We start from the raw sequence: 23,938 nt of genomic DNA, 5'->3' as shown, positions 1-23,938 counted from the left end.
ACCGCTTCGGCGACTGGAGACTAGGCATGGCCAGCGGCACCAGCCCCGCCATCACCGCCCTGGCCGGCGGCGGCTACGAGGTCGCGCTCCAGGCCAACAGCGGCAGCCTGTGGACCGTCGGCAACGGCGGCGGCTCCGACCGCTTCGGCGACTGGAGACTAGGCATGGCCAGCGGCACCAGCCCCGCCATCACTGGTACATAGAACTCGCCCCTTCATCACCGAAGCTGCGCAGTGGTCATGGTTCGCCCAGTGCGGCGAGCCGGTTCGCCTTCCCGCCTCAAGTTCTGTTAGTCAGGTGTAGTGGCAAAAGGCGTCCGATTCCAGAGGAGCGAGGCGCTCATACTGGAGCCGGACCCGACCGCCCCGGATTGGGACTCCTGGGGTGAGTGGACAGCGTCCCAGAGCCGTCCGCTGGCGGTTGACCTGTTTGCAGGCGGCGGCGGCTTGAGCCTGGGTCTGGAGAACGCCGGCTTCCGAGTCGGGCTGGCTGCTGATCACGACCCGTGGTCCGTCCAGACTCACGCCGCCAACTTCCGGGGACTCTCCGTCGGCCTGGACCTGTCCGATCAGGACGAGGAACGCAGGCTGACGGAACTGCTGAGCGGAGCCGACGTTGCGTTGATAGCAGGCGGTCCACCTTGCCAGCCGTTCAGCCGGGCCGGGCGGAGCGCCATCCGGTTCTTGGTCGAACAGGGCAAGCGGGCGGCCTACGATGACCGCCGCGATCTGTGGCGTGTGTGGCTGCGTATCGTGCTGGCCGTCCGCCCGCAGGCCGTGCTGCTGGAGAACGTCCCGGACATGGCGCTCGGCGACGACCTGGCGGTCGTCAGGGTCATCGTCGACGCGCTGCAGGAGGTCGGGTACGAGACCCACCTCGACATTGTCCAGGCCCCTCATTACGGGGTCCCGCAGCACCGCCAGCGACTCATTCTGGTGGCGCTACGTGACCAACGGCAACCGTTTGTCTGGCCGACTCCTGTCGACCGGGTGTCGATCTGGGATGCGATCAGTGACCTGCCGGCACTCGGGGAGGGCACAGGTGGCGATGTCCTGCCCTACCGCAGGCGAAAGCGGACACCGTTCCAGCAGAGGGCGCGGGCCGGGGTGGCCCCGAAGGACCGCGGGGTGGTGTACGACCACGTCACACGCGCGGTACGGGACGACGACCGTCTGGCGTTCCGGCTGATGAAGCCGAACACCCGGTACAGCGACCTTCCGGAGGAGTTGCGGCGCTACCGGGCCGACACCTTCGACGACAAGTACAAGCGGCACGGCAAGGACGAGCTGGCCCGCTCGATCACCGCCCACATCGCCAAGGACGGGTACTGGTACATCCACCCGGTGGAGGAGCGCACGCTGAGTGTGCGGGAGGCAGCCCGGCTGCAGACCTTCCCCGACTGGTACCGGTTCGCCGGGAACCGGACCCACGCCTACCGCCAGATCGGCAACGCCGTACCCCCACTGCTCGCCGAACACATCGGGCGGTCGATTCTCGCTGCCCTCGCTGACGAGCCGGCGCCGAACATCTCAACGCCCGTTCCGCGGCACTTCCCGGCCGAGATGCTGCGGGAGTCCCGGCACCTGCTGGACGTGTGGGCCGAACGTGACGCGCGTGTGGCCCCGTGGCGGCACCGCACCGACCCGTGGACGGCGCTGATGTCGACGGTCCTGTCGACCGGCCGTGCCGACGACGGGACGGTGGCGATGTTGGTGTGGCAGGTCCCGACGCCCGGTCATCTCGAGGACAGCGGTGTGCTGGACGACCGGGCGCTGCCGGCCGGGGTGCGGAGGTCGTTGGCGCGGCTGCTGCCCGCCGTGTCCGCATGGCGCAACCGGCACGACTCGGCCGTCGGAGGCGGCGGTGACACGAGCGGCGAGACCCCCTGGTGGGAGGCGGTGGTGCTGCAGCCGGCGGAGGCGGAACGGTTCGCCTGCATAGCGCTAGGCGCGCCGGTCCTGTTGACGACGCAGGCGCCAATGCGGGTGGCGGCCCGGGTCACGGGGCGCCCGGTGGACAAGGTGGACCGGTTGACAGACGGCCGTCTGGCCTTGGCCGAGATTATCGGTGGCGGGGACAGGGCCGCGGCCCGAATGGCCGCGGTCGCCGCGGTCGGTCGGGGGGTCTGCACGGTGGAGGAGCCGGACTGCCGGTCGTGTCCTCTTTCCCTGTTGTGCCGCGCGTCGGCCTACTGACGGGTTACAGTCGTCGTTCTATGCGTCACTCCCCCAGCGCATCCCGGCCCGGCCGGTGGGTGCGCGCGCGCCAGAGCCGGTCGACGTTGGCTGCCGCCGTCGCAGGGTCCTCGCACTCCCAGACCCACACGACCAGCCACCCGTCCGCCTGGAGTTCGGCACGTTGCCGTTCGTCGCGGGCGGTGTTAGCGGAGAGCTTGGTCGCCCACCAGTCGGCGTTGCTCTTGGGCCGCGTGCCGTGTACCGGGCAGGAGTGCCAGAAGTCACCCATCACGAACACGGCGATGCGTGCCCGGCTGAAGACGACGTCGGGTCTGCTCCTGCCCACGCTGAGGTCGACGCGGAACCTCATGCCCCTGCGGTGTAGTTCTCGGCGTAGCGCTGTCTCCGGCTCGGTTCCGGTCCGGCGTTGCCTGCTCATCTGCCGACGGACCAGCTCGTTGCTGGCCGGGGGGCGCGCGGTCATCGGGCCAGTCTTATCGACGCAGCCGCGATGGTGACCCGGGGCCGGACCGAGGAGGTGATCCCGAGCGCCGCCCGGCTGCTGGGGAGCCTCAGGGACCTCGGCTACGACTTCGTCAACGCGGTCGCCGACATCGTCGACAACAGTGTCAGCGCCGGCGCGACTGAAGTGCACGTGGTGCTACACCCGGCCGGGACGGACAGCTGGGTCCGGGTAGCCGACAACGGCAGCGGCATGGCCGGCGCCACCATCACCGAGGCGATGCGTCTGGGGACCGGGCAGCGCGAGTACAGCAGTGACGAGCTGGGCAAGTTCGGACTCGGCCTGAAGACCGCCAGCCTGAGCCAGGCGCGCTGCATCACCATCGCCAGCCGCACCCACCCGGCCCGGGCGGTCATCGACTGCCGGCGGCTCGACTTGGACGCGATTGCGGCCTCCGACCGGTGGGAGATCGAAGTGCCGGCGGCGGCGGACCGTCCCGAGACGGTCGTCGGCCCGCTCAAGAGCGGGCCCGGGACGGTGGTGCTGTGGGACAGGTTGGACAGGGTCCTCGGCCGCAACGACCCCTTCGGCGGGTGGTCACACCGTCACCTGCTCAAGCTGGCCGAACGACTCGACCAGCACCTCGGGATGGTGTTCGGACGATTCCTCACCGGCGAGGCCCGTCGCCTGTTTCCGCTCACCCTCACCGTCAACGGCACCAAGGTCGAGGCCTGGGACCCGTTCTGCCTTGACGAGCGCACCGAGCACTTGCCGCCCCACGAGCTCCGGGTAGGTGGGGGCCTGGTGCGTTATCGGCCGTACGTCCTACCGCCGCAGGACGACTTCCGCGACGACGAGACGTGGCGGCGGGCCAGCGGCCCGAACCAGTGGAACCGGCAGCAGGGTCTATACATCTACCGCGCCGACCGGATGATCCAGTCGGGCGGCTGGTCGTGGCTGCGCGGCTACGACGAGCACATCAAGCTCGCGCGGGCCGCGGTGGAGTTCTGGCCGGACCTCGACGAGGCGTTCGAGATCAACGTCGCGAAAACACGCGTCAAGCTGCCCGAGGAGCTGCGCGACCAGCTCAAGCCGCTGGTGACGATGCTGACACGACGAGCCGACGACCGCTACCGGAAGAGCAAGCCCCGGCGCGACAATCCGGCACCACCCATACCTCCCCGCCCCACCGCCCGCAACGACGCGAACCGGCCCGCTGACCGACCCCGAGACCCCGGTACGGGGGGCCGGCCGGCGGAGACTCCGCAGCGGCCGCCCGGCGGTCAGGGCACGTCCGGCAACGTGTCGGAGTCCGGCGGCTCGGCCGCCGCGCCCGCAGGCCGAGTGCTGGAGGAGACCGCGCGGACCCTCGGCTACGGCACCGCTCTGGAGAGCATCCGGGACGAACTCCGCCGCCGGCACCCGGAGGTCGCGCGTGACCTCGGCTGGTAGCCCGGGGGACAACCTCGACGCCTACCTCCTGGCGTTCCGGGCGGCACTCACCGCGGGCCTCGGCTACGACCTGGCGGTGGCGATGGTGCCGGAACATGTCCGCGACAGGGTCCAGGCCCGGTGGCTGGCCGACCGGATCATTGTCGAACCGGTCGGCGTCCTGTCCCAGGGGGGACCGCGCCCGTGGTTCGACGAGTTCGACCCCGCCGGCGGATACCACTGGCCGAGGTTGCGGGAGTTCCTGATGCTGCACCGCAACCGGTCGGACTCGGTACTGGAGTCCCTGGACAACAGCACCGACCGGATCCTGTCAATGCTCGAGGACCCGCGGCCCGGCGGGCCGGCGGCGTTCAAGGTGCGGGGCCTGGTGGTTGGCTACGTCCAGTCAGGGAAAACCGCCAACTTCAGCGCCCTGATCGCCAAGGCCGTGGACGCCGGCTACAAGATCGTGATCGTCCTGTCGGGACTGCACAACAGCCTGCGCCGGCAGACCCAGCTGCGACTTGAGGACGAGCTCGGCCTTGTGGCCGACACTCCCGAGCGCCGCGCGGTCGGCTACGCCGAGGACGGCCGCGAAATCGTCCCCATGACCGGCGCGGAGACCTGGCAGGACTTCCACCCGGGCACCGCCGACCCAGCACTGCTGCAGGGCAGCGTCCGGTTGATCCTTGTGGTCAAGAAAAACGCCAGCGTCCTGCGCCGGCTGGTCCACTGGCTGGAGGAACGGTCCCCGATCGCCTCACCGGTACTGGTGATCGACGACGAGGCCGACCAGGCGAGCATCAACACCGGAGGCAACCGCGACCCTCTCGAGGAGCTGCTGGACCTTGTCGACGAGGACGTGGACGGCGGGACCGGCAGCAGCCGGGCACAGCAGGAGGAGACCGACCCCAGCGTCATCAACGCGCTGATCCGCCGGCTGCTCGAGCAGATGCACCGAGTCTCCTACGTGGGCTACACCGCTACCCCGTTCGCCAACGTCCTCATCGACCGGGACGCCCTCGACCGGGAGGTCGGGGCGGACCTGTACCCGGCCGACTTCATCGTCAGCCTGCCCAAACCGCCCGGCTACGTCGGGACGGAACGACTGTTCGGCCGAGCCGCGCTCGCCGGCGAGGACGAGGCGGTCGACGCCCTCGACGTCATCCGCCGCGTACCCGACCACGAGGCCGACATCCTCAACCCGGGCCGGCAGGGTCCGCTGGTGACCTCGCTCCCCCCGACACTGGAGACGGCCCTACTGGATTTCGTCCTGGCGACGGCCGCCCGCGACACCCGTGACGGTGGGACCCCGGCCTCGGCGATGCTCGTCCATGGGAGCCCCTACACCCTCCAGCAGTTGGCGCTGGGTGACCTGGTGAGGGCGGCGCTGGCCTCTCTGAGGCAGCAGTGGCGCTACGACCAGGAGCGCACCCGCCCACTCTTCCAGCAGCGTTGGGACGACGAGTTCCGTCCGGTCAGCGTCGCCATGGACCCCGACCGCGACCTCACGTTCGATCAGATCGAACCTGCGCTGCAGCGGAACTTCCGCAGCGAACTGCCCGTCCTGGTGCTCAACACCCGCACCCAGGACGACCTCGACTACGAGCGGAACCCCAACATCCGGGCTGTGGTGGTCGGCGGTAACAAGCTGAGCCGGGGGCTGACAATCGAAGGGCTGCTGACTTCCTACTACGTCAGACCTGCGAACTACTTCGACACCCTGCTGCAGATGGGGCGCTGGTTCGGCTACCGCGAGTCCTACATGGACCTGACCCGGCTGTGGACGACCGACGACCTGAGGGTCCGGTTCCGCGACCTCGCCACCGCTGAGGAGGCGCTGCGGCGTGAGATCCGCCTGTACGACGCGCTCAGTCTCACCCCTCGCGACTTTGCCCCCCGGATCATGACCCACGCGACGATGCAGATCGCTGCCAAGAACCGGATGGGTAGCGCGCGCGAGGTGAATGCCGACTACAACGGGAGCCTCGTCCAGACGATCAACTTCCAGCTCCGCCGCCGAGCCTGGTTGGCCGGCAACCTCGAGGCCACACGCACCTTTCTCGGCGGCCTCGGACTACCCGACCATCCGGTCGCAGGTCGGATCGTTTGGGACGACGTCGACTGGCGGCGGGTCGAGGACTTCCTCGGTCCGGAGGGCTACAAGACCTACGCAGGGGCCTCGAAGGTCGACAGCGCCCTGATGCGGGAGTACGTCCGCAGCCAGGCCACCCGCTACCAGGAGGTGACCAGCTGGACGGTCGCCGTCCGAGGCCGCCAGACCCGTGACGACCGGCTGGGCGACGAGGACCTGGGAATCCTCGACGGGCCCCGGGTCAACTGCATCAACCGTGCCCGCGAGGCCGAGAGCGAGACGAGCATCGGCACCCTGGTCAACCCGGTCAGCCGGGCGAGTCCCGGAGGTGATGAGGAGATCGGACTGCAGCCCGAGGACATGGCAGCGGCCCGGCAGTTCGCCGAGGAGAAGGACGTCAGTTATGCCCTCGCCCTCCGCCTTCGCCGCACCCCCGAGAAGGGCCTGCTGCTGATCTACCCGATCAGCCGGTACAGCAGCCCAAGGCGGGGCAGGGGCCAGGACCTGTTCGACGACGTCGACCGAGACGGGGAGACCGTGATCGGCGTGGCCGCTGTGTTCCCGTACTCCACCAGTCCGGCGACGGTCAGGTTCGTCGTCGGCAGTGCCGGGGAGGCCCACCCGTGAGCGTGACCGTCACCGCAGCCGAGCTCGACGGGTACTGGCGCGAGATGCCACCCCCCGCCGGGCCGCTGCTGGAGGCGCGGGAGGTGGGCCGGTGGGCTGTCGGCCGCCTACTTGCCGCCGTCGATGCGGACGGGCACCGTCACCTGCTCGTCGCGGTCCCCGACGACCCACGGGTCTCGGTCGCCCGGCTCCGGGGCATGGCCAGCCAGTACCGGCAGCTCCGGGCAGCAGGGCAGGAAGGGATCTGGCTGGATCTACAGCTGCTTGACGACCGGGGGGCCGCGGCGTTCACCCTCCTGTGCTCCGACGTCGTGACCGAGACTGCAGCCAACCTCGCCGGCGACCCGACGGTGATCGCCGCGGTCGTACGGCGCTGGCAACGCTTCTGGTCGAGCCTCCCCGAGGGGATGGACCGGGAGTCGCGACTGGGGCTATTCGGGGAGCTGTGGCTGCTCACCCGCTGGCTGCCGGGCGTCACATCGGCCGCGGTCACCAGCTGGCAGGGGCCGCTCGGCGGCCGCCACGACTTCGCGAACGGCGAGGTCAGTGTCGAGGTCAAAGTCGGCGGAACCGTGACCGGTCCCCTGGTCCACCGGATCAGCGGTCTGACCCAGCTGGCGGCCCCCGACCAGGGGCAGCTCTTCCTGCTGTCCCTCCGGGTGGTCGCCGAGCCGACCGCCGTCCACAGCCTCGACGGTCTGGTGGCCGAGGCCCGCCTGTCGGCGGCCGACGCAGGAGGGACCGCCGCGGACGACCTGGATGAGCGTCTCGCCGGCTACGGGTGGAGCCCGGTTCACCGCGGCCGTTACGCCGAGCCCCTCAGGGTCTCCGAGCAGCACCTCTACCGCGTGGACGACACGTTCCCCCGGCTGACACCGGGCACGTTGCCCGGGCTTCCGACCGGCATCGTCGATCTCCGGTACAGCCTCGACACCGCCGTATGTCCGCCATGGGAGGTCGCCTCCGAGCCGGTCCGACCGGGACCCCTCGATCCGTTGAGCAGGTAACCCACCAGAAAGCCACTCAACAGAGGGCTACGACCACCGTTTGGACGACGACGCCGATTGCCGCCAACCCGAACAATCCGAGGCCCACGACCCAGACGGCGAACATGGGCCGTAGGGGGATGCGGCGGCCCACCCACCCGGCGTCGAGTCCCTCGAACTCCCGGGCGTCCCGGACCGGTTCTCCGTGGGCACCCCAGGGACCGACGCCGAGCACCTGCTGCTCGTACCTTTCCAGCCAGTGGGCGCCAGTGAGCTCGCCCTGCCGGTGCCGACCCATGAGCAGGATCGACAGGACCGAGATGATGAGCGACAGTAGCGCGGCGAGGGCTCGTGCCCAACCATGGACATCGGCCCCCAGCGCGGTGGTGAATAGGAAAGCCTGCGCGGTCAGGCTGAGCACCGGGACCTGCCACAGCAGGTTGTCCCACTGGAGTCTGCGGGCGGCGACGGCCTGGTACATCAGATCGAGTTCGGGGCGGTCCGGCATGTGCTGTCCGATCAGGTGGCGGGCGTCTGAGCGAGCAGGCTAGTAGCCGAGTAGCAGCACACCCTCGAAGGGCAACCGCAGCCGCTGAGAGGCGTACAGGGCGTCGAGCAGGTCGTAGGTGCGCCGGTAACCTTGGACGGGGCTCTTGATGAGACTGGGCGGTGCGTAGCGCTGCGGCATCAGGAGGGCCAGGAACCGGGCGTCGAGCAGGAGGGACGTGCGGATGATGTCGCGGTAGTCGGCGTTGTTCTGGGTGCCGCGCCCGGCCTCGACCTCAACAGCGACGCCGTGGTCGTCGTGCCAGGCGTCGATCTCGTAGGAGACCGCTTCTCGGCCGTCCTCCCCGTACAGGACAGGTCGGCGGATGCGGTCGGTCGCCTTCTTGGTCTCCTCGACGAGGAAGCCCTGCTCCCGCCATGCCGGCGCGAGCAGGTGCAGCACCTCGTCGCTGCTGGGTCCCTGGTGCTCGAGTGTCGACACGTCGGCCTGCTGAGCGGCGACCGAGGCGACGAACGGCGGCACCCAGGGGGCAGGGCGGGCGTTGCGGGGGAAGTAGCTCCAGCTGGGGTAGGCCACACGCCGAGCTTGTCAGCTGGAGCCCAAGTTTGTGCGCTCAGGAGCCAGCCGGGCAGGTTTGGTCGGTGCCATTACGGCGGAACATGACATCCCGCACGAGCCCGAGGAGGGCCGCGGTGTCGCTGCGGTCGACCTGGCTGAAGGCGATCGGGCCGTCGTTGCGCACTCCGGCCTCGTAGAGCCCGACGGCCCATCCGTCGTGCTCGGCCGCGCCCACGACAGGTAGTCGTCAGCGTCGGCGATCAGCAGGGTGTGGCCGTTCTCCAGCTGGACCTCGAGCACGGCGCACATTCCGCCTGTCTGGGTGAACTCGGCCGGCAGCCCGTGTTCGCCAAGGGTGTCGAGGACGTCGGCGCACTGCCGTGCGCCCAGGCCATCGTCTCGTTGTAGCTCATCATCCTCGTGGTTCCCTTCTGCTGTCGTCGTGACTGCCGGGCTCGCGTCGAAGTCGGCGGCCCCGCACCCGGGCGGGGCCGGTGTCGACGAGGCCGGGAATGTCGGCTCGGTACGCCGCGGCGAGCTGGTCGGTGACCGCGGTGACCTCGAGGGCGACGCTGGCAGCGTCGGCGGACCGGAGCAGCGTGGGCAGCACCGACGCGCGCAGTGCCCGGCCGCGGCCGGTGCCAGGCCGGGCGGTGACGTGGTCCTCGATGTGCCAGGTGCCGGGGTGACGCTGATGGCGATGACCGCGTCGCGCTCGACGGTCATGTAGTACCTCCGGGTGCTGGAGAATCGAATGAGCAGCAGGTGGACGGTCAGGACGACCGGAAGCAGCGGCCAATACAGCACTGTGAGCGCGCTGTAGTAGGCGCGGCTGGCCACTGTCCCCCGCCGGGCGCTCTGGGCGAACCCGCGCGCGGTCCAGCGGCCGATCCGCCACATGTCGCGCGGCCGGGCGGCTACCGTTCCCACGACCTGGCGGGGAGGCGCCGGCGTCCTCGCCCGACCCGGCACGCCACTACTCATCTCCCGCATCTCCTACGGGATTGTGGTGGGCCTAAGACGCTTCCTCGGCGCGTCATGCGGCGAGTGCAGCATGGTCGTCCCGAGCGGTCCCCTCGGCCTGGTCCAACCTCACAGTTCACGGGGTCGGCTGTACGCCGGGGTTGCTGCGGGTGGGCTGGTCGTCGTTCCAGCCGAGGTGCCAGCGGTCGGGATCGGGCGACCCGGGGGGTGGTCGGGCCGGGGTGACGTCGCGTTGGTGGTACCAGCGCTGCAGGACCGCTGGTGAGCGGCCGGGCCGGTCGAGCACGACGATGGCGAAGCAGTACCAGGCCCCGTTCCAGCGTCGCCACTCGACAGCGAGGCCGGGGTCGGGGGCCTGGTGGTCCTCCCCGCTTTGGGCCCAGAGGATGTGGATGAGGCGTTGCCGAGGCCACTCGCGGTCTTTACGGCGCTGCCCCACCACCGAAGCCTAGACCGAACCCGTGTTCGATTCCGAAGCCTGCCGAGCCACCCGCTGTGACCCTCTCCCCTGCCGGCCCCGCTAGCTGCCGATCTTGAGCAGCGCGGCGGGGCGGTCAAGGCTGGACGGAGTCCACCGCGTAGCGGCGCGGAGCGGCCTTGAGGGGCCCGCCGGGCTGTTCAACACTGCCGGAAGCGGGGTCGCCCGGAGCCAAAGCGTGCACCCCCCCGGGTTCTACCGGCGCTTGCGTCCGGTGCCGGGGTTCTCACCGCGGGGCCGGAGCTCGTCGACGATCTCGGCGGGGCTCATCTGGGTGTGCAGCCGTTCGAGGGCGAGCCGGACGACGGCGCTGCGAGAGATGGCCGTCTTGGGTCGTGAGGTGCGGCCGGTATGGGTGATGGTCTCAAGGAAGTCGTCGTCGTCCTGTTCGAGGTAGACCGTCACCACCTTCAGGTCGCTCTTGGCCGCGGGCCTCGCTACAGGTGCTGGCGTGGCTTTCGGCCGGCTGGAAACCGCGGGCTTGGCCGCTGGCGGGGGGTTCGCAGCCATGTCGGTCGACGTCTCGGGAGGCGAAGGCGGCTCGGCTGCGGGCTCGGGCACCGGGGCCAGCTGGACCCTGGCGGCGCGCGCCGGGTTGCGCGGCGGCGGGATGTCGCGGGTGCGGCGGCCGCGCTGTGCGAGCTGGGACAGTCCGTCGGTCATGCCGCGTACTCCCGCACGAAGGCGGCGACCTGGCGCAGCGCCTCGGCGACGGGCCGCAGCGGCTTGCCGGGCGGGTCTTCGGAGGTGATGGCCATCCGCTTCTTGCGGGTGCCGACCGCGAGCGCGGCCGGGATCAGCGGGCCGACCTGCACGGGGGTGCCGGCAACGATCCGGCTCAACCGGCGGACCTCGGCAGCCGGCGCGACGGGTGGGACGAAGTTGGGGATCAGCACGACCGGGTAGTCGGCGAGCTCGCGGACCATGTGCTCGGTGCCGTCGAGGTCAGAGCTGCGCAGCCGGACCGGCGTGACGACCACGTGCGCGATGGACAGGGCGCCGTTGACGACCTCGGTGGCGCCCCGGTGGGTGTCGATCACCACCCAGTCGCGGCCCCACTCCCCCGCCCACGTCAGCAGGGCGTCGGCCGTGTCGTCCCGGCTCGGCTGGTTCAACTCGAGGTCTGGGTCGCCAGGCACCAGGTCGGGCTTGCTGAACCCCCGGAGCAGCCGCGGCGGCGTGCCCTTCTCGAACGCCGCGAGTAGCGGGGAGGCGGCGCGGTCCACGTAGCGGTACCCCCACTTCCGGGAGGCGCTGCCGCCCTCCCACCCGTGGTCGACCAGCGGCGCCCCCAGCAGCCAAGCAACTCGTAGCCCCTGGACGTGTGAGCGATGCCGGACACCTCGCAAATGACCGAGGCCACTAGGACATTTTCGAGACGTCTGATAGCGCCGCCTGAGGATCATCGATGGGGCACCAGTGGGGCACGCGATTACGCAAGACCGCAAGGCGACGCGTGACTGAGCAAGATGTCGCCTCACCCTATGGCCTTGTCAGGGCTTGCGAACGGGCAGAATGCATGCTCGTAAGGGGTCACCGCTGACCAACTCGAATGCCCTTTCAAGGCGGCAGCGCGGGTTCGAATCCCGTTGGGGATGCTCGTTGGAAGTGTTCGGTGACCAGGCTTAACGCCGTGTGGGGTCGACCCCGGTCAGATGGGAGTCGAGCCTCCATGGGGCACCGACGGGGCAGCGGGGGAACCAAGCAGAGCGTCCAAACGGTCAACAGCTTCGGTGGAGCCGTCCTCGAAGAGGCCTCCGTAGCGGGTCAGCGTGAACGCCACGCTGTTGTGACCCGCCCACTCCGAGACCTCCCGGACGTTGCACCCGGCGGCCACCAGGATCGCCACGAAGCTGTGCCTAGACCCTGGAACGTGAATCCGTCGAGCCCGGCAGCGGCGACGGCTGGATGCCTACGTGCCGCCCGAACGTTCCTCGGAAGAGCGGCCCACCCTTGGACGCACTGAAGAGCAGCGAGCCTGGACCGACGTCGACGGAAGCCGCCAGATGCTCATCGATCCGGCGCATCACTGACCGGGCGACCGGCATCACTCAAACACTGCCGCAAGGCGAGGACCGCCTTGCACACGGTTGTCGCCGATAGGCCCGTGGCGATCATCTCGGCCACCCACGAGCGCACGTCAGCATTCGTTATCGCTGCCAGGCCCGTCGAGCCGAACCGACCCGGGACGGCGGAGCGCACGAGGGCTCGCACCGACGCCCGCACCGTCGCCTGCGCAGGTCAGCGAGGCGGACCGGGCAACCGCACCTCGGTCGCCGGGCTCGGCGCGTAGCCGGGCGAGCCGGAGTAGCGCAGCACGGCGTCACCCTGGGCGGGACGAATCGGGAGCCGGGCGATGCCACTCGGCCCGACCGGTGCCGAACCGACGTCGGTGGTGTCGTCGTCGAAGTGGGCCTGGACCACGACGCTCCCGGCTTCGGGCGGTGGACCGCCGGCGGGCGAGGTCACTTGGACGAGCACGTCGTCCGGGTTGCGCTCCACGATCCGGACGGCCGTGGCGACGGCGGTGCTGGCGACCACGGTGACCCCGGACCCGGAGCGTGGCGTGTCACCGAGCGCGGGGTGATCAAGCCAGGCCCGCAGCCAGCTGCGGCCGTCGGGCCGGTGCCGCTCGATCGCCTCCCAGATCGACGTGGCGGTCGACTCGACCTCCATCCGCACCGATCGGGTTTGGCCGGGCTCCAGGTGCAGCCAGCGATGGTCGACGTAGGTGCGGTACAGGTCGCTGTCCTGCTGGACCTCGACCGCCGCGCTGACCGGATGGTCGTACGGGTTGCTCACGTCGACGATGCTGATCTCGCGGGTCGCCGGCGAGCTCGGCTTGGACGCGATCTCGAAGTAGTTGGACTGTGCGAGGTTATTGTCGACGTCGGGCTCGTCCGCCGCGGCGCCGGAGATCCGGGTGTAGCGGTCGACCCGAGCCTGGACGCAGTAGTGCCGGTCGCCGGGCGGGGTCCAGTCGGCCTCGAACTCGGTGACACCGCCCGCGGCGATGTCGTGCGTGATCTTGGGCCCGAGCTCCTCCCACCCCTCGGAGTCCGGGTCGTCGGTGTTGAACGGCTTGACCTTGAATCGCACCGACACGTTCGGCGCGGGCAGGCCACCGATGTTCGTGACCTTGGCGACGACCCGGTTCACGATGTTGACGATCGGCCGGTTGAGGAAGGCTGGGTCGACGTCGCTGACCTCGTTCCGCACCTCGATGTCGGGGCTCTTCCAGTCGCCCGCCTCACCGTTGTTGTTGCGGATCGCGGGGTCGGGCTGGGCCACCGGCTTGACGGTCACGTGCACCCGGGCGACGCCGCCGGCGATGGAGACGACCTCGAGCCGGAACTGGGAGAGGTTGTTCGGGTCATGGGTGTCGAGCACGTCGTAGTCCTGCGCCGTCACGATCAGCGGACCCTCGCCGTCGCCGTCATCGAGCAGCAGGATGATCGGGGTGCGGGCGTTGGCCACCACGGGCGGCGCCTTGTAGGTCCAGGCGTCGTAGCCCATCACCTGGCCCGCGGCGAACGCGGTCTGGTCGCCGAGGACGCCGGGGACCGGGGCGCGGAACTCGAAGAACCAGCTGATCTTCGGCGACACCTTCAGCTCGACCGCCGCGAACCGACCACCACCGGGCAGACCGGCCGACAGCGGAGCGAGGTCGAAGGTCTGGTCGTCGTCGAAGTCGTAGTCGAACACCTTCACGTGCGCAGGGTCGAGGAAGCCCAGGAGCAGCTTGTGGCGTGCGCTCAGGTGCGGAAGACCAGCCTCGTTGGCCATCAGCTCGTGGGTGGTGAGATCGCGGGCTTTCATCTCGGCGGTGAAGCCCGGTCCGTTCATGTAGAGGTCGTTCAGGCCGACCGTGTGGCCGAGCTCGTGGCTGGAGACCTCGACGTTGGTGAAGCCCAGGCTCGGTGCCGTGAGCTGGTCGTGCGGCATGGAGACCTTGCCGAGCAGCACGTCGGCGTCGTCCCCCGCCAGCGTCTTGACCTTGTATGGGCCGGTCTTGCCGTTCGCCCGCGGCCAGACAAGCTGGCCACCACCCGCGCTCCGCACGATCATGAAGACCGCATCCACCTGCAGCCAGTCGAGGCCGGTCCCCTGCAACGCGCCGATCACCCGGTTCATGACGTCGTCCTTGGCGATCCACTGACTGTTGCCCATCGTGAACCAGTCGGACCAGGTCTGGCCGAGGCTCACCGGCCCCTGCACCGCCCCGCCGACGAGCTGCAGCCCGAGCCGGCCACCGCTCTGCTCTCGGTAGAACGCGTCCACGCCGCTGGCGCCGGTCAGCACGGTAGCCCAGGTCGACTTCGCGTCGGCGACGGTCGGGGCCGGGTTGCCCGGACCAACTGCCGTCGGCCACACCGCGTCGCCGGTGTCGACGAGCACCGCGAGGACGCGCCACCGGGCCAGGACCGCTCCGGCGGAGTCGTTGGGCACCAGCGAGCCGGCGTCGTCGACGCCGCGAACCAGGGCCAGCGTGCGGAGCACGGGGGTCGAGGTACGGTCCCCGACCCACACGGGCGGCCCGTCGAGGGGAGACGTCACGTCGAAGCCGACCACGACCGGGGCACGACCGAGCTCCACGTTGCCCGGGCCGGCGTCGCGGACCACCACCTCGGCCGCGCCCGCGGCACCGCCGGCGAGCAGCCGGATCGTCGGCCGCACGGGATCGAACCCTTCGCCGGGATGTTCCGAGATCGACGCCACGCCGGCCGGTTCGACGGCGACCTTCAGCTCGGCGCGCGTGTAGCCGCTGACGCCGGTGTCGATCAGCACGTCGGACCAGCCACCCGGCCAGATCGGGGTGGTCGGAACGCCCACGGCGACCCCTGGCCGCAGACCCTTGCTGGCGTCCAACGAGACCAGCCGGTTCTGACCGGACACGACGAGCCTGTTGCCGACCATGATCGCCGCCGAAGGCTGGCTGATGCTCCTGCCCAGCAGCCGCTGGACTGCCGGTATGGGGGCCGTGAGGTCGAGCAGACCGACCCGCTGGGCCGGCGCGCGTTCGGTGGTCAGCAACCAAGTGCGCTCGGGATCGGCCCAGCCGAGGAAGAACGGGCCGACGAGGCCGCCGACAACCACGTTCCGGGTGCCGGCGGAGTCGATCTTGGAGACGACGCCGCTGCCCTGCTCGGTGACGAAAAACGCACCGTCCGCGTCGACAGCCAGCCCGACCGGCTGTCCGAGCCCGCTCGCCACCACGTCCACGGCGCCGCTGTCGAGGTTCACGCGGACCAGTCGGCCTCCGTCGTGGTCGGCGACGACGGCCGTCCCGTCCCCGGGCAGCACCAGCTGGTGGAGCGCACCCAGGCCCGTCGCCAGCTCGACGGCGTCGACGCGGCCGGGCGTGAGGAGGTCCTGGCGCAGGAGCGCACCGGTGCGCTCGGTGATGAACGCGGTGTCGCCGTCGACCGCGATGCCTTCCGGCTCGTCTACCCGTCGCCCCACGGCGTCAGCGATCCGTCCTCGGCGGCGAAAGCGAGCACTCGACCACCGGCCCAGTCGCACGCCAGCACTGTCCGGACGTTCCACACCGCCGCACCGATGACCGTGCCAACGTGTCCGTCGCCCCAGATCTGTAACTCGGCCATCCCGCTCCCCGTCTCCCGCGCCGCACCTCGGCGTCCCAGACTCAGAGGAGCCCGTCGTGTCGGTGATACCTGCAGCTGCTCACATCGCCGTCGGCCAACGGGGCCCGGAACGCCTGCTACCGCGAGCTCCGGTCCCGCTGATGGGACTGCATCGCTGACTGATGGTCAGACTGGAACATCGGGCGCCGCGGTCGCTGAGAGAGACGGTTCGGCCGTGGACTGGTACTGAACTCAGGGCACAGAATCCAAGACCTTCTGGAGGTCAGCGTTGAGGTTGAGGGACAATGGCGAACCTTTCGAGACAATGCGGAGGATGACGGGCTCAGAGGCTCGTGGGTGCCGGGACCGCGTTCGTGCCGAGGGCAGGCAGGAGGACCGCGTCGACGACCCGCTGCACGTCCCTTTCGGTGAGCGATCGAGCCTGAGCGGCGAGCTGCTGGTAGGCCATGGCCGGAAAGACACGGGCGAGGGTGTCCAGGTCGAGGTCGGGGCGGATCAGCCCGCGTTCCGCGGCGCGGCCCAGAACAGCGTCGAACAGACCGGCGTACGGCGAGCTGACAGCCTCGCGGAAGGCCTCGCGTAGCTCTGGGTCGTGCTGGGTGGCAGTGGTCAAGTTGGCCAGCACCTGCAGGGTGCGGCCCTCCTGCTGCATGTAGGCGAGGCCGCAGGCCAGCAGGTCCTCGCGCAAGTCGCCGGTGTCCGGCACCGGCGGAGGCTGAAGCAGGGCGGCAGCCGCTGACACCACCAGCGCGGTCTTGCTGGGCCAGCGGCGGTAGATCGTCGCCTTGCTCGCCCCGCACCGCCGGGCGACCGCGTCCATGCTGAGCCGCTCGAAGCCCTCCTCGATCAGCAGGTCCTGGGTGGCGTTGAGAATCTGGTCGTCGATAGCGGGGTTCAGGGGTCGTCCTGGGGCTCTCGAGGCTGATGACATGCGTCGACCGTAGCAGAAACTAGACAGGCCAGTTTCGAAACGGTACGGTCTGGTATAGGAATCCGGACTGCGGGATTGCCTCCTTCGAAAGGACATACCTCATGACCTCGACCGTGCTCATCGCTGGCGCCACCGGGAAGCTCGGCAATCGGATCGCCACGCACCTGCTCACCCAGCCCGACGTCGCCGTCCGGCTCCTGGTGCGGGCTTCCGCCTACCAGGACCCCGCCAGGACCGCGGCCACCGACACCCTCGTCGGCGCCGGAGCGAGCATCGCCACCGGTGACGTGACCGACCCGACGTCACTGAAGGCCGCCACCGCCGGCGTCGACGTGGTGGTGTCCGCCCTGCAGGGCGGCCCCGGCATCATCGTCGATGGCCAGATCGCGCTCGCCCACGCCGCCGTCCGCAACGGGGTGCACCGCTTCCTCCCGTCGGACTTCGCGATCGACCTGTTCTCCGCCCCCGCGGGAGCCCCGCAGTTCGACGCCCGCCGCCAAGCCGACACCGCCATCGACGCGCTGCCCCTGGAGGTCGTGCACGTCCTCAGCGGCGCATTCATGGACATGCTGCTCGACCCCGCCACCCCTGGCCTGCTCGACCTCACCGCCGGCACCGCGATGATCTTCGGCACCGGCGACGAGCCGTTCAACCTCACCACCGTCGACGACACGGCCCGCTTCGTAGCCCGGGTCGCCACCGACCCCGCGGACCTGTCCGGGGTGCACTACCTGTCGGGTGCGGAGGCCAGCTTCAACCAGATCGTCGCCGAGACCGAACGGATCACCGGCCGCACCCTCACCCGCCACGTCGCGGGCGGCGTCGACGACCTGCGTTCCACGGTCGCCTCCGCCTCCGACCCCTGGTCGGTGGTCCAGCAGTGGTACCTGCTGTCCATGCTCACCGTCGCGCCGTTCCCGACCAACGACAACGACCGCTATCCCGACGCCCACCCGGCCACCCTGCGCGACTACCTCACCCACGCCCACCACGCCCTCAAGACCAGGTGATGCCGCCTCACGGCTCACCAGACACGTCCCGATGCGCCACCAGCAAAGACCTAGTTGACGCCACCGACCACAGCTCGACTGCTCACTGCGAGCTCCGGAAGCACCGCATCCAGAAACATCACCAACCGGGCCCGGCAACACGACCCAGCCAGCCCACGAGTAAGAGGACAACCATGACGAACTCAACCCTGACGAGCACCAAGAAGCTGCTGGCGGGCCGAATGGTCCTGACCTTCGCCGCCGCGGTGACGGGAGTCACTCCCTTCCTCGCCGATTGGAACCACACCCACATCTACAACGAGCAGTGGCCGCCGCACGCGAAATTCCACAACGCTCAGACCCTGTCGGTGGGTGCGCTTCTGTCGGCGGCGGCGTTGTTCTACACCTGGCGCAGCAAGGGCGGCGTTCGCGCCAACCTGCTGCCCGCGGTGGGCTTCAGCAGCCTGTACTGGGTCAGCCAGTCGATGGCCTTTGCGTTCCCCGGCGTTGCCTGGACCGACCCGCACCTGCTCAAGCCGGGCCAGTCGTTGGAGCAGTTTCCCCAGCAGGTACCGCTGGAGATCGTCCTGTACAGCCTGATCACCGTCGGCACCGCCCTGGTCCTGGCTGGCACCGCTGACAAGCACGCGTCGACTCAGGTCTAGCGGCAGAGGCACCGACATGACAACCACGCCTGCTGTGCCGACCAACGACCGCGGCGGCGGGCCCGACCGCACCACCATGTCAGCGCACAAGCGGTGGGCTCTCGCGGTGATCGCCGCCTGCCAGCTGCTGGTGGTGCTGAGCGCGTCGGTGGTCAACATCGCGCTGCCCCAAGCCCAACGCGCCCTGGGCATCTCCGACGCCGACCGGTCCTGGGTGGTCACCGCCTACACCCTCGGCGTCGGCGGGCTGCTCCTGCTCGGCGGCCGGATCGCCGACTACACCGTCGCCGCCATCACCACCGCCAGCTACCTGGCGCAGCACAGCGGCCTGGTCGAGGTCGCCGCCCTACATGGCTACCACAACGCGTTCCTCGTCGGGGCCATCGTCTAGGCGCAGGGGCGCTCGCCTCGGGCCTACTCGTTCGTCCCCCCTCGGCCCCAGAACCTCGAACGATCAGCTCCAAGCAACGCCGTCTGCAGACCGTAAGACGAGCCCAACGCGCCTCCACACGTTGACAATACCGATGCATTCGGGCCGCAGCTGGGTTACGTGGTTGAGGGCGGCTCCGCCCGCTTGCCGCAAACTCCAACCCCAACTCCATGACCACCGTTCTTCTTGAGCGGTCAGCCGCTCAAGTCCAGTTTCAGAGACGTGCACCCGACCACAACGAAAGTGACCCTTCCCATGACTGAACGTTTCGTGCTCCTCGCCGGTGCAACCGGCGACCTCGGCGGCCGCATCGCCGAAGCCCTGATCAACAGCGGTGCCTCCGTGCGGGCGCTGGTCCGAACCGGATCGCGACCAGCAGCCACGAGTCGGCTGCGCCAGCTCGGCGCCGACGTCGTCACCGCCGACCTGTCCGACCTCGACGACCTCACTGCGGTAAGTACCGGAGCCAGCTGCGTCGTCTCGGCGCTGAGCGGGCTCAGAGAGGTCATCCTCGACACCCAGAGCGTGCTGCTTGACGCTGCGGTCCGCGCCGGAGCCCCCCGCTTCATCTCTTCCGACTACTCCTCCGACTACACCAAGACCGAGCCGGGCCACAACCGCAACTTCGACCTCCGCCGCGAGTTCGCCGGCCGCGCCGACCGGGCCGCGATCCGAGTCACGTCCATCCTCAACGGCGCCTTCATGGACATGCTCGGCGCCGAGATGCCGATCATCCAGCCTCCGATCCGCCGCGTGCTCTACTGGGGCTCGCCCGACCAGCCGCTCGACTTCACCACCCGCGACAACACCGCCGCCTATACCGCCGCAGCCGCCCTCGACGACACCGCACCGCGGATCCTGCGGGTCGCTGGCGACACGGTCAGTGCCCGCGAGCTCGCCGACGCCATGACCACGGCGAGCGGACACCGCTACCGCGCGCAATGGGCCGGGAGCACTGGCCTGCTGCGCGCCATGATCCCTGCCGTCAAACGCCTCGCCGGGGACCGGCCCGACCCCGTGTTCCCAGCCTGGCAGGGCATGCAGTACTCCCTCGACATGTATACCGGCGACGCCCGCCTCGAACCCCTCGACAACAACCGCTACCCCAACCTCACCTGGACCACGGTCCTCGACCGGTTCCGCAACGGCCACCTCCCGGGTGCCGCCGCCTCACACTGAGCCCGGAGCCAGCCGCGCCACGGCCCACGGCCGCTCGACGTGCCGCCGCCAGGACCCAAGACAAGGAACATCTCGTCTACCTCGATCGTCGTCGCGATCCGCCTCGCTTCCTTGTCGAGTCGCTCCACCGACGTCGGCGGGACTGTCACGCACAGCCAGCGGGAACGGCGTGCTCGTGCTCTGCGGTAGGTCTCATTCCCACCACAGCTGGTGGAGGCTTGTCGACTCCTCGTCGCGGGGTGCGGAAAGATCGCTGGCACACGGAGCAATGAGCTCCGGTGACGCTGAGGTCACCTCGAGTGGAGGAGCAGGGATGCGCCGAGGAATGTGGGTCCTGGTCGCTGCCGGTCTGGCGGCTACGAACGTCTCGGCTGCCGCGTCCGTCACGAGCCCCCTTCCCGGCTTCGCCGTGCGGGCCACGGGTGAGGGGCTGACGGCTCCTTCTCGGAGTCCTTCGGGTGTGCCCGGCGACGTGAACGGCGACACCTACGCGGAGGTGGCGGTCGGCGAGCCGGGCAACGCACAGCTCCGTGGCGCCGTCCATCTGTTCTACGGTCAACGGAAAGGCTTGGTGGTGGACGCAGCGGGAACGGCTCGCAACGACCAGTACCTGACCCAAGGCACCTCCGGGGTCCCGGGTGCGGCTGAGCCCGGTGACGCCTTCGGCACGTCCACCGTCCTGGCCGATCTCAACGGGGACGGCTGCGCCGACCTGGTGGTCGGTTCTCCTGGTGAGGACCGCCGCTCCGGTCGGGTCGACGTCATCTTCGGATCCCCGACCGGGCTTCGGAGCACCGACGTCCAGGGCTTCTCGCTCGCCGACCTGCCGGGTTCGCCGGGGCCGGCCGCGAACCAGGGCCTGGGGCAGTCGCTGACGGCCGGTGACCTCGACGGCGACGGCACGGACGACCTCGTTGCGGGTGTCGAGGGACTGCGGGTGGCTGGCAAGCCGTATGCGGGTGCGCTCGCCGTGGTCTACGGCGGACACTCCGGGCTTGACCTCGGGCGATCCGTGCTGGTCAGCCAGGCCAGCCCGGGCGTGCCCGGGGCCGCCACCAGGTACGGCAACTTCGGCAGGGCGATCGCCACCGGCGACTTCGACGGCAACGGGACGACCGAGCTGGCGGTCAGTTCAGGGGGCGGCGGCGGGTCCGAGGGTGCGGTCCAGATCCTGGAACGGACCGGATCCGGTTTCCGCGGACCCGCGCCGCTCCGTCCCGGTGTGGCCGGACTGCCGGGCGACCGCGACCAGCCTTGCGAGTTCGGCTATGCGCTGGCCAGCGGTGATGTCCACGGGGACGGTCGCGACGACCTCGCGGTGGGCGACCCGACCTCTGGCTGCACCAGCGAGGACGACGACGACGGACCGGGCGCGGTCTACCTGGTGCCCGGCTCCCCGACCGGGCTCACCGCCACCGGAGCTCGACGGTGGACCCAGGCCAGCCCAGGCGTCCAAGGCACCGCGCGGCCGGGCGACAGGTTCGGCAGCTCCCTGGCGATGGCCCCGCTCGACCGCAACGACACCGCCGATCTGGCGGTCGGAGCCTCCGAGCTGCCCGGGGGGTCGGTCACCGTGCTGCTCGGTGGCCGGGCAGGGCTGACCACGAACGGGATCGGCGGTACCCGCTACACCCAGGCCACCGCAGGAATACCTGGCACCGATGAGCGGCTCGACCTGTTCGGCCAAGCCATCACCGCCGCCTTCGTGCAGAGCCCGACACAGGCCACCCTGATCATCTCGACGCCCGGTGAGGACGTGGGCGCGATCCGCGACGCAGGAGCGGTCACCCAGGTCCCGATCAGCCGGTCCGGACCCGACCCGCGTACCGCACGCACCCTGACCGCCGACACCCCCGGCGTGCAAGGCCAAGCCAAGCCCGGCGAGTACTTCGGCGCCGTAGGCGGATTCTGGGGCTGACGGCACGGCGGACCCGCACCGTCAGCCGCGGGCTCGGTCGATCAACGCCCGGCTGACGGTGATCAGCTCCTGCTGACGTCGTCGGTCGGTGACGTAGGCCGAGGCGTCGAACACGCCACGCCGGTTGCGGAACGTCGCCGACGCCGTCGGCAGGTCCGGGTCGAGGAACGCCGCGACCACGTCCGCGGCCGCCTGCTCAGGGCGTCGGGTGGTCTTGGCGTACAAGGGCCGGAGGACCGCGCGAGCCCACGCCGGGACCTCCCGGCGGATGCCGGTGTCGACGGCGCCCGGCCCGTAGCCGACGGCGGTGATCCCGTACCGCTCCGGCGCAGCGGCGGTGAGAAGGTCGGCAGCCAGCTGCGCCTGACCATGCGCACGCAGGCCGATCCGGGCCTCGACCTCAGCCAGCGAGCCGAACTCGACCCGGGCGATCCGCGGCACCCGCGGCGCTGAGGCGGCGACGTTCACCATTCGCGTGCCGGGGTGCAACAGGCCCCGCCGGCCAGCCTCCTCGAGGAACAGGAACCGGGACAGATAGCTGACGGCGAAGTCACGCTCGAGCCCCTCGGCCGTGTACTCCGGTCTGGTCAGGAGGACTCCGACGCTGTGCAGGAGCAGGTCCACCCGGTCGACCCGCGCAGCGATCCAGCCGACGGCGGCGACCACCTCGGCCATCTGGGAGAAGTCCGCTGCCAGGGCCTGCAGGCGGCCGGGACCCGTCCGGTCGCGCTCCTCGGCGAGCAGCCGCTCGACCTTGTCGGCCGACCGACCGAGGACCAGCACGTCGGCGCCCTCGAAGCGCAGCGCGCGGGCGGTGGCGACGCCGATCCCGTTCGTGCCCCCCGTGACGACAGCGACACGTCCGGTGAGCCGTCCCGCACCTGATGCCTCGGGCACGGTCACCGTGCACCTGCAGGGAGCGACCGGACCAGCACCGGGACGGCGCCCACAGCGACCGCCAGATGCATCCCGCAGAGCCACAGCGCGATCGTCGTCGTCTCGGCGGCCAGCAGGGGCGAGGCGAAGGACACGGCCAGAGCCGCGACCGCGAGCACGGTGAACATGATCCGGGGTCGGCGGGTGCGGCGGGCCAGTGCTGACCCGGCCACCGCGAGGAGGCTCCCGACCAGGGCCGCGGCCAGCACCGAGATCGGGGCGACGGGCCCGGCCGGCCGGCCGGGCGGGCTCACGACGAAGTCAGCGCCCGTCAGTCGGGTCACGGCGTAGGTCGCGGTGGCGAGGACGAGGGAAGCCAGGACCGCAAGAGCGGCGGCACGCCGTGCGACGGTGGTCGTGCTGGTGGGGCCGGTCGGACCGGCGATCGAGCTGTTGGTCATCTGTTCTCCTAGTAGTTCAGCCCTGAACAACAAGGTGGCACCCAGCATGCGCCCCTCCGGCTCAGGACGAGGGGTCGAGGGCCGCGATGAGCGCGGACAGGTGGGCAAGGTCGTCGTCGCTCAGGGGCGTGAAGCAGTCAGCGAGGAAACGCGCCTGCAGCGGCTGCAGCTCCGCGAGACGGGCGCGGCCGTCGTCAGTGAGGTCCACGGTGTAGGCGGCACCATCCGGCGTCCGCGAGACCAACCCCAGGTCCTCGAGCCGGGTGACCAGCATCGAGACGTTGCCCTTCGTGACGCCGAGCCTCTCGCTCAGCTGTCGCTGGCTGCACCCCGGGCTACGACCGAGGTGGACCAGCACCTGGTACTGCGCCGGAGTGAAGCCGTGGCCCCGCAACTCACGGGCGCCCTGCTGGGAGATCCCGTGCACCACGCGGACGAGCTGCCCGAACAGCCTCGAGGACTGCTGCTCCCGCCCGTGCGTCATCCCCCTATGTTTAGCCCTGAACAGTTTGGTGTCAAGGACGTCTCGGCTGTCCCTGGTGCCCGTCGACCAGATCCGACAGGTCCGGGCGGTTG

The 23,938-nt window shown here is 70.1% G+C and carries 24 protein-coding genes; 12 read left to right on the top strand and 12 right to left on the bottom strand.

Annotated features, from left to right (window positions below; translation table 11 throughout):
* A partial coding sequence (locus ACFE7W_RS11170) for a hypothetical protein (RefSeq protein ID WP_375424835.1) occupies positions 1-203 on the top strand: 203 nt, incomplete at its 5' end.
* A gap of 99 nt (positions 204-302) precedes the next feature.
* Positions 303-2,195 (top strand): DNA cytosine methyltransferase, encoded by a 1,893-nt coding sequence (locus tag ACFE7W_RS11165; protein WP_375424834.1) that lies wholly within the window; start codon positions 303-305, stop codon positions 2,193-2,195.
* A gap of 25 nt (positions 2,196-2,220) precedes the next feature.
* On the opposite strand, the gene ACFE7W_RS11160 is transcribed toward ACFE7W_RS11165, so the two are convergent.
* A complete protein-coding gene (locus tag ACFE7W_RS11160) occupies positions 2,221-2,661 on the bottom strand; it encodes a very short patch repair endonuclease (RefSeq protein ID WP_375424833.1) in 441 nt (146 codons plus the stop codon).
* Positions 2,662-2,688: 27 nt separating this feature from the next.
* Here ACFE7W_RS11160 and ACFE7W_RS11155 point away from each other — a divergent pair, with 27 nt between their 5' ends.
* Genes ACFE7W_RS11155 through ACFE7W_RS11145 form a run of 3 tightly spaced genes read left to right on the top strand, consistent with a single transcriptional unit; the run spans position 2,689 to position 7,800 of the window.
* Positions 2,689-4,092 carry an ATP-binding protein gene (locus ACFE7W_RS11155; RefSeq protein WP_375424832.1) on the top strand — a complete coding sequence of 468 codons (1,404 nt, stop codon included), beginning with the start codon at positions 2,689-2,691 and terminating at the stop codon, positions 4,090-4,092.
* Complete coding sequence (locus ACFE7W_RS11150; protein ID WP_375424831.1) at positions 4,076-6,793, top strand: Z1 domain-containing protein; 2,718 nt, start codon at positions 4,076-4,078, stop codon at positions 6,791-6,793. Before ACFE7W_RS11155 ends, ACFE7W_RS11150 begins: the two co-directional genes overlap by 17 nt.
* A complete protein-coding gene (locus ACFE7W_RS11145; protein WP_375424830.1) occupies positions 6,790-7,800 on the top strand; it encodes a PD-(D/E)XK motif protein in 1,011 nt (336 codons plus the stop codon). Before ACFE7W_RS11150 ends, ACFE7W_RS11145 begins: the two co-directional genes overlap by 4 nt.
* A gap of 16 nt (positions 7,801-7,816) precedes the next feature.
* Here ACFE7W_RS11145 and ACFE7W_RS11140 read toward each other — a convergent pair whose 3' ends face one another.
* From ACFE7W_RS11140 to ACFE7W_RS11130, 3 genes are read right to left on the bottom strand one after another with little or no spacing between them, the layout of a single operon-like run.
* A complete protein-coding gene (locus tag ACFE7W_RS11140; protein ID WP_375424829.1) occupies positions 7,817-8,287 on the bottom strand; it encodes a hypothetical protein in 471 nt (156 codons plus the stop codon).
* A 39-nt stretch (positions 8,288-8,326) separates the two neighbouring features.
* Positions 8,327-8,863: a hypothetical protein gene (locus ACFE7W_RS11135; protein ID WP_375424828.1), complete on the bottom strand. Its 537-nt coding sequence runs from the start codon at positions 8,861-8,863 to the stop codon at positions 8,327-8,329.
* Between the two features lie 37 nt (positions 8,864-8,900).
* Positions 8,901-9,080: a hypothetical protein gene (locus ACFE7W_RS11130; RefSeq protein ID WP_375424827.1), complete on the bottom strand. Its 180-nt coding sequence runs from the start codon at positions 9,078-9,080 to the stop codon at positions 8,901-8,903.
* A 35-nt stretch (positions 9,081-9,115) separates the two neighbouring features.
* Here ACFE7W_RS11130 and ACFE7W_RS11125 point away from each other — a divergent pair, with 35 nt between their 5' ends.
* Positions 9,116-9,253 (top strand): hypothetical protein, encoded by a 138-nt coding sequence (locus tag ACFE7W_RS11125; RefSeq protein ID WP_375424826.1) that lies wholly within the window; start codon positions 9,116-9,118, stop codon positions 9,251-9,253.
* A 34-nt stretch (positions 9,254-9,287) separates the two neighbouring features.
* A complete protein-coding gene (locus ACFE7W_RS11120) occupies positions 9,288-9,575 on the top strand; it encodes a hypothetical protein (protein WP_375424825.1) in 288 nt (95 codons plus the stop codon).
* A 369-nt stretch (positions 9,576-9,944) separates the two neighbouring features.
* Here ACFE7W_RS11120 and ACFE7W_RS11115 read toward each other — a convergent pair whose 3' ends face one another.
* The 5 genes from ACFE7W_RS11115 to ACFE7W_RS11095 form a co-directional block, all read right to left on the bottom strand.
* Positions 9,945-10,268 (bottom strand): hypothetical protein, encoded by a 324-nt coding sequence (locus tag ACFE7W_RS11115; RefSeq protein WP_375424824.1) that lies wholly within the window; start codon positions 10,266-10,268, stop codon positions 9,945-9,947.
* Positions 10,269-10,502: 234 nt separating this feature from the next.
* The gene (locus ACFE7W_RS11110; protein ID WP_375424823.1) at positions 10,503-10,970 is read right to left on the bottom strand and encodes a hypothetical protein; all 468 of its coding nucleotides are present in this window, start codon (positions 10,968-10,970) and stop codon (positions 10,503-10,505) included.
* Positions 10,967-11,533 carry a hypothetical protein gene (locus tag ACFE7W_RS11105; RefSeq protein ID WP_375424822.1) on the bottom strand — a complete coding sequence of 189 codons (567 nt, stop codon included), beginning with the start codon at positions 11,531-11,533 and terminating at the stop codon, positions 10,967-10,969. Before ACFE7W_RS11105 ends, ACFE7W_RS11110 begins: the two co-directional genes overlap by 4 nt.
* Before the next feature lie 1,015 nt (positions 11,534-12,548).
* The gene (locus ACFE7W_RS11100; protein WP_375424821.1) at positions 12,549-15,770 is read right to left on the bottom strand and encodes a hypothetical protein; all 3,222 of its coding nucleotides are present in this window, start codon (positions 15,768-15,770) and stop codon (positions 12,549-12,551) included.
* A gap of 465 nt (positions 15,771-16,235) precedes the next feature.
* Positions 16,236-16,844 carry a TetR/AcrR family transcriptional regulator gene (locus tag ACFE7W_RS11095; protein ID WP_375424820.1) on the bottom strand — a complete coding sequence of 203 codons (609 nt, stop codon included), beginning with the start codon at positions 16,842-16,844 and terminating at the stop codon, positions 16,236-16,238.
* Positions 16,845-16,945: 101 nt separating this feature from the next.
* Between ACFE7W_RS11095 and ACFE7W_RS11090 the strand changes: the two genes are divergently transcribed.
* The 5 genes from ACFE7W_RS11090 (at position 16,946) to ACFE7W_RS11070 (ending at position 22,025) form a co-directional block, all read left to right on the top strand.
* Positions 16,946-17,854 (top strand): NmrA family NAD(P)-binding protein, encoded by a 909-nt coding sequence (locus ACFE7W_RS11090; protein WP_375424819.1) that lies wholly within the window; start codon positions 16,946-16,948, stop codon positions 17,852-17,854.
* Positions 17,855-18,027: 173 nt separating this feature from the next.
* Positions 18,028-18,498: a DUF6640 family protein gene (locus tag ACFE7W_RS11085; protein WP_375424818.1), complete on the top strand. Its 471-nt coding sequence runs from the start codon at positions 18,028-18,030 to the stop codon at positions 18,496-18,498.
* Between the two features lie 16 nt (positions 18,499-18,514).
* Positions 18,515-18,889 carry a hypothetical protein gene (locus tag ACFE7W_RS11080; protein WP_375424817.1) on the top strand — a complete coding sequence of 125 codons (375 nt, stop codon included), beginning with the start codon at positions 18,515-18,517 and terminating at the stop codon, positions 18,887-18,889.
* A gap of 294 nt (positions 18,890-19,183) precedes the next feature.
* The gene (locus ACFE7W_RS11075) at positions 19,184-20,107 is read left to right on the top strand and encodes an NmrA family NAD(P)-binding protein (RefSeq protein ID WP_375424816.1); all 924 of its coding nucleotides are present in this window, start codon (positions 19,184-19,186) and stop codon (positions 20,105-20,107) included.
* Positions 20,108-20,420: 313 nt separating this feature from the next.
* The gene (locus tag ACFE7W_RS11070) at positions 20,421-22,025 is read left to right on the top strand and encodes an integrin alpha (protein WP_375424815.1); all 1,605 of its coding nucleotides are present in this window, start codon (positions 20,421-20,423) and stop codon (positions 22,023-22,025) included.
* A 21-nt stretch (positions 22,026-22,046) separates the two neighbouring features.
* Here the strand turns inward: ACFE7W_RS11070 and ACFE7W_RS11065 are convergent, their stop codons facing one another.
* From ACFE7W_RS11065 to ACFE7W_RS11055, 3 genes are all read right to left on the bottom strand, one after another.
* Complete coding sequence (locus ACFE7W_RS11065) at positions 22,047-22,928, bottom strand: SDR family NAD(P)-dependent oxidoreductase (RefSeq protein WP_375424814.1); 882 nt, start codon at positions 22,926-22,928, stop codon at positions 22,047-22,049.
* Entirely contained in the window at positions 22,925-23,362 is a 438-nt protein-coding gene (locus ACFE7W_RS11060) for a DUF6069 family protein (protein ID WP_375424813.1), read from the bottom strand. The genes ACFE7W_RS11065 and ACFE7W_RS11060 overlap by 4 nt, the downstream gene beginning before the upstream one ends.
* A gap of 61 nt (positions 23,363-23,423) precedes the next feature.
* Positions 23,424-23,846 carry a MarR family winged helix-turn-helix transcriptional regulator gene (locus ACFE7W_RS11055; RefSeq protein ID WP_375424812.1) on the bottom strand — a complete coding sequence of 141 codons (423 nt, stop codon included), beginning with the start codon at positions 23,844-23,846 and terminating at the stop codon, positions 23,424-23,426.
* Between the last annotated feature and the right edge of the window lie 92 nt (positions 23,847-23,938).

The organism is uncultured Friedmanniella sp., assembly GCF_964244285.1.
In the GTDB taxonomy this organism is placed as follows: Bacteria; Actinomycetota; Actinomycetes; order Propionibacteriales; family Propionibacteriaceae; genus Microlunatus.
Note: the sequence above shows the minus strand (reverse complement) of the source record. Positions and strands in the feature narration are given on the sequence as shown.

What these genes read in the sequence shown, in the direction of transcription:
- ACFE7W_RS11160 (WP_375424833.1), bottom strand. Translation starts at nt 2,661, where the DNA reads ATGACCGCGCGCCCCCCGGCCAGCAACGAGCTGGTCCGTCGGCAGATG.
- ACFE7W_RS11155 (WP_375424832.1), top strand. Translation starts at nt 2,689, where the DNA reads ATGGTGACCCGGGGCCGGACCGAGGAGGTGATCCCGAGCGCCGCCCGG.
- ACFE7W_RS11140 (WP_375424829.1), bottom strand. Translation starts at nt 8,287, where the DNA reads ATGCCGGACCGCCCCGAACTCGATCTGATGTACCAGGCCGTCGCCGCC.
- ACFE7W_RS11110 (WP_375424823.1), bottom strand. Translation starts at nt 10,970, where the DNA reads ATGACCGACGGACTGTCCCAGCTCGCACAGCGCGGCCGCCGCACCCGC.
- ACFE7W_RS11095 (WP_375424820.1), bottom strand. Translation starts at nt 16,844, where the DNA reads ATGTCATCAGCCTCGAGAGCCCCAGGACGACCCCTGAACCCCGCTATC.
- ACFE7W_RS11090 (WP_375424819.1), top strand. Translation starts at nt 16,946, where the DNA reads ATGACCTCGACCGTGCTCATCGCTGGCGCCACCGGGAAGCTCGGCAAT.
- ACFE7W_RS11085 (WP_375424818.1), top strand. Translation starts at nt 18,028, where the DNA reads ATGACGAACTCAACCCTGACGAGCACCAAGAAGCTGCTGGCGGGCCGA.
- ACFE7W_RS11080 (WP_375424817.1), top strand. Translation starts at nt 18,515, where the DNA reads ATGACAACCACGCCTGCTGTGCCGACCAACGACCGCGGCGGCGGGCCC.
- ACFE7W_RS11075 (WP_375424816.1), top strand. Translation starts at nt 19,184, where the DNA reads ATGACTGAACGTTTCGTGCTCCTCGCCGGTGCAACCGGCGACCTCGGC.
- ACFE7W_RS11070 (WP_375424815.1), top strand. Translation starts at nt 20,421, where the DNA reads ATGCGCCGAGGAATGTGGGTCCTGGTCGCTGCCGGTCTGGCGGCTACG.
- ACFE7W_RS11060 (WP_375424813.1), bottom strand. Translation starts at nt 23,362, where the DNA reads ATGACCAACAGCTCGATCGCCGGTCCGACCGGCCCCACCAGCACGACC.
- ACFE7W_RS11055 (WP_375424812.1), bottom strand. Translation starts at nt 23,846, where the DNA reads ATGACGCACGGGCGGGAGCAGCAGTCCTCGAGGCTGTTCGGGCAGCTC.